Raw genomic sequence first — 4560 nt, 5'->3', positions numbered from 1 at the left:
TTCGCTAATCAACTGTAACAAGGCTTCCGTTGAGATTTTACCACTAATATCAGCACCTGACAATAGGCTATCTGCCAAATCTCGTTTCTGATGATGCAATTGCACAATTTTTTCTTCGATAGTATCCTTTGCTACTAAACGATAAATTGTCACCGGGCGTTGTTGCCCAATGCGATGGGCGCGGTCTGAGGCTTGGTCTTCCACTGCGGGATTCCACCAAGGATCTGTATGAATCACATAATCAGCCGCAGTTAGATTGAGTCCTGTCCCCCCTGCTTTGAGACTAATCAGAAAGACATCCCCTGAACCAGCTTGGAACGCATCTACCCGTTTTTTGCGCTCTGCCACTGAAGTACTGCCATCTAGATATTGATAATTAATACCTTGGTGTTCTAGATAATCTCTAATAATGTGCAAATGGTCAACAAACTGACTAAACACCAACGCCTTATGGCGATTTTCCAGAAGTTCACCCAGCACCTCACCAAAAAGTTGCAACTTGGAACTGGGTAATTCAGTATCAGGCATAACCAAACTAGGATTACAGCAAGCGCGACGCAGTTTCATAATCTCAGCCAGAACTTGCAAATGTTTCTTTCCTGCTTCGGCATCAGTTTCGGTAAGTTTAGATATTGCCTGGCGGCGCAACGCTTCATAGAATGCTTTTTCCTCTCGACTTAACTCTACATGAAGGAGAATTTCAGTACGAGATGGCAACTCTTCTAATACTTGATTTTTTGTCCGCCGCAACAGAAATGGTTGAATCAGTTTTTTGAGTTTATTACGTGCAAGTTTATCCTGGTATTTTTCAATGGGGGTAGCAAAGCGTTGATTGAAGCTTTCAAAAGAACCCAATAACCCAGGATTAATAAAACGGAATAAATTCCACAACTCACCCAGGTGATTCTCAATCGGAGTCCCAGTAGTCAGTAACTTAAAATTAGATTTTAGGTTCATGGCTGCCTGAGAACGTTTAGTGGTCATATTTTTAATCGCCTGGGCTTCATCCAGGACAATCGTTTGCCACTGTACAAGACAAAGCATTTGAGCTACTTCTTCCTGCTGTAATAAACCATAGCTGCAAACCAACATATCCAACGGTTGTAAACCAGAGAGTAATTTTTGGCGGTTAGCACCAGAAAATTGAATAATATTCAGAGTTGGGGCAAACTTTTGCGCTTCACTCACCCAATTCATACACACGGAAGTCGGCGCAATTATTAGGGTTGGCCCCTCATGGGCATTTCTGAGAATGACCGCCAATGCCTGCACGGTCTTACCGAGTCCCATTTGGTCTGCTAAACAAGCACCCACGCCCCAATGTGCCAGACGCGCCAGCCAACAAAAACCCTCCATTTGGTAGTCACGTAGTTCTGCAAGAAGCGTAGATGGCAGTTCCGGCTGGAGGTTTTTCACCTCTTGGAGACGCTCTCTATGTGTTTTCCAGTGTTTATCTGCTTTTACCTTACCTACCTCATCGACAAAATCCTCTAACCCTAATGTTGCCAAGGGGTGAAAACGAATACCTTTACTATGCTTTTCCGAAAACATCCGCAATTCGTCGAGGCGTTTCCGAAAAGCTTGAGTTAAAGCCAGAAATTGACCATCACCAAGGGGGATAAAACGGCTGGGCGTTTTCTCTAATAGTTCTAGTAGTTGCTGCATATCCAGCACTAGGTCGTTATTCAATTTCAACTCCCCTGTTGCTGCAAACCAGTCTTGCTGACGTTGAATTGATAAATTAAAGTCTTTCAAGTCGGCATTGTGGCTAACACGCAGTTTTTCTCCTTGTGGCCATTCTATGACTACGTTATTTCCCAGCGTTTGCAGTTCTAACAGCAATTCTAAACAGTCTTCTGGGTCAACTATAATCCATTCACCATCTTGTTCTTCAGTGCGCGTCAAGGTAGGACAGGCTTTTATGGCGGCTTTAGTAAGTTGTTTCTCTTGGGGCAGATTTCGTCTGGTTTGCAGACGTTTACCGTCAATCTCGGCAATTACTGTTTCACCACCTGTACCAGGACGGTAGTAGGGGCCACCTTGGGCAAAGGGACGCGACAAAAGCGTGACTTTCAATCCGGCGTTGGCAGGTAAGAGGTGAATATGGGGTACAGTCTGGGCAGGTACTTCTTCTGCACCTTCGAGTCCGCCACCAATATCAGAATGTACGGTAACGATGCCAGAGACGGCATTAATCGCTGCCAAAACTTGTTTCTCGGCGATCGCAGGTACATTTAATTTGTTATCTTTACCAATAATCTCCGCAATGCGTCTGTGTTCGGCAGTAATTTCGATGACTTTGATGCGGGTTGGAGTTTCTTTGATATGCAGAATATTCTGTGATTCTGGTAATTTGGGAGAAAATTCTAAGGTTATACGATCTTGTTTCCCTTTTTTAACCAGTAGTTCTGGTTCTCCTTTGACAATTTCTACACGGATAGTGGGTGTATCTTCCCAAAAAATCAACGGGTGTCCAATTAAAGCAGAGATGGCTTTTTCACCGAAGGTATAATCAACTTTGCCGTAATAAGAGCCATCATTATATGTTTCTATACAACTACATACCCGCATATCTTGGGGTGTGATGTAATCAAACTCAGATAATGCACTGCTGAGACGCTTGAGGGCTATGGGGCGACCTTTACTCCACTCCCCTTTAGCATTCACTTTTTGTTCTCGTGGTTGCAAGACACATCTGCTGGGATAGAAGGTTATGAACCATGCTAAACGCAGCTCCGATTCTGGTTTTAGGGATGTTTGTGGTCTTGATTGGAGATTTGCCAAGGCATTGAGGCACATTTCCCAAGCTTCTTGGGGTCGAATTAAGTCTACGATGGTTTGAATATTGCTATCTTCTCGCAGTGCGGGGGCAAGTTGATTATAGTTACTGCTAGGTTTTAGCCGGGATAGGAGTTCTGCACTTTCCATTGCCAACCAGTGATAACCAGAGGCAAGCGAGCGCCGATATAGTGGTTCTAGTAAATTAGGTAAGCGTTTTTTAGCACTTTCTGCATCCATCCAGTAAAGGCATAGTGAACAAAACAATGTTTGTAAGCTATTTTCTTCTTCTACGGAAGAAATATGACCGCTGACTACAAATTCTTTTTGAGTAATATCACCAAGGTGAACTTGCAGTACCATGTTCAGTCTGCCATAAGTGAACCTGAGCCAATGATCCCCTTGACGGGACATCAAACTGCTATATTCCTCTGCTTCCCGGAGGCGTTGCACTGAACCATCTTTTAACAGTGCGAGGATAAAAAATAAACCCCCTATTGTATTGAAATATATTTGCCGTTTGCCTGTAGCCTTTTTGATCGCTTTCAGGGCATCTGTATAATATTTTATGGCTTGTTCATTTTCACCCCGCAGAAAACTTAACCAACCCCAAAAAACGCCGACGTTATTTTGATATTCATTTGATACACGCTCCAGACTTTCTTGTGCTTCTTGGGTACAACCTTGTAACAACAGTTGTTCTGTCAAAATCAGATGTAGATAATCTGAGCAATTTTTTCCACTGTTAGAGCATTCTTCTTCTAGCAGCGTCAACGCATCTTCAGAAGCAGATAATTTTAAGGCTGAATTGAAGAGGATACTTGATATGCCACTTTCATATAATCCAAGTGGTAGGGTCTTAAACCAATCTGCATCAAATGGATTATTGTATATCTGCTCAAAGATATTTTCTATTACTATTTTTTCTTCGCTATCACTGTACTTCTGGTAATCTTCAATTTGCTGATTAATAAAACCAAGGTCTTGACGATAAATACCAATGCGGATTTCTCTGATACACTGGCGTAAGCTGTAGAATATCCGAGAATCTCTGTTCCAGTGAGTACGTATTGGTAGCTTCTCCTCTACTGCTGTAACGAGGATTTCAAACTGTCCGGTTTGTACAGCATGACGAGTAGCAATTTCTGTGAGTAACGGATGACATTCAGGACTCGATCTACTTGACTGTACTAACAAACCTACTTTTAACAATTTATCAATTTGGGGACTAAGGGTTTTAGTACCCCAAGGTTTATTCTTTTCATCTAAAGCGCCAGTCTTACTAATACAACTTACAAATGAATTTTTGTCTATCGGTGCATAAATTACCGAAAATAACTGAATAATTTTTTGTAAGGAAGGATGTAACTCGAAGTATATATGGGCGAGTTGTGTTTGCAGTTTTGTAGTATCATTAGCCAAATTAATCATACTATTAATTCAGTTCTTTAAATAACTCCATTAATTTACGTTTACGTCCATAAGCCACTTCCAATTTCGAGCAATGAGCAGACCATGCAGCTTTTTGCCCTAGTTGAATATAAGCAACTTTGACTTTTTTTAGCCAATTAAACGCAGCGTCATAACGGTCAGCTTTTCCTTGTTCCATAATTGGTTCTGCCCGTCTGCAAGCGTTATCAATTACCCAATCTGCACGATGGGAAACTGCTACATTCATGACTCGATGAACCAGTTTGGAATCATAGTAAGTATCTCTCTCTACTGTTTTTATTGCATCATCAATTAATCCTTCATGGAGGAAAATATCGACTTGAGCTTCTC

At 41.9% G+C, this 4560-nt stretch carries 1 protein-coding gene and 1 pseudogene; both read right to left on the bottom strand.

From position 1 onward, the window contains the following. A partial coding sequence (locus tag LC586_RS39685) for a DEAD/DEAH box helicase (protein WP_229491259.1) occupies positions 1-4209 on the bottom strand: 4209 nt, incomplete at its 3' end. 4 nt (positions 4210-4213) lie between these two features. Further along, positions 4214-4560: pseudogene (locus tag LC586_RS39680) on the bottom strand (SWIM zinc finger domain-containing protein); the annotation flags it as partial.

Origin of the sequence: Nostoc favosum CHAB5714 (genome assembly GCF_020829495.1) — a bacterium.
Classification (GTDB): Bacteria; Cyanobacteriota; Cyanobacteriia; order Cyanobacteriales; family Nostocaceae; genus Nostoc; species Nostoc favosum.
This window is presented reverse-complemented; position numbering and strand designations above follow the sequence as displayed.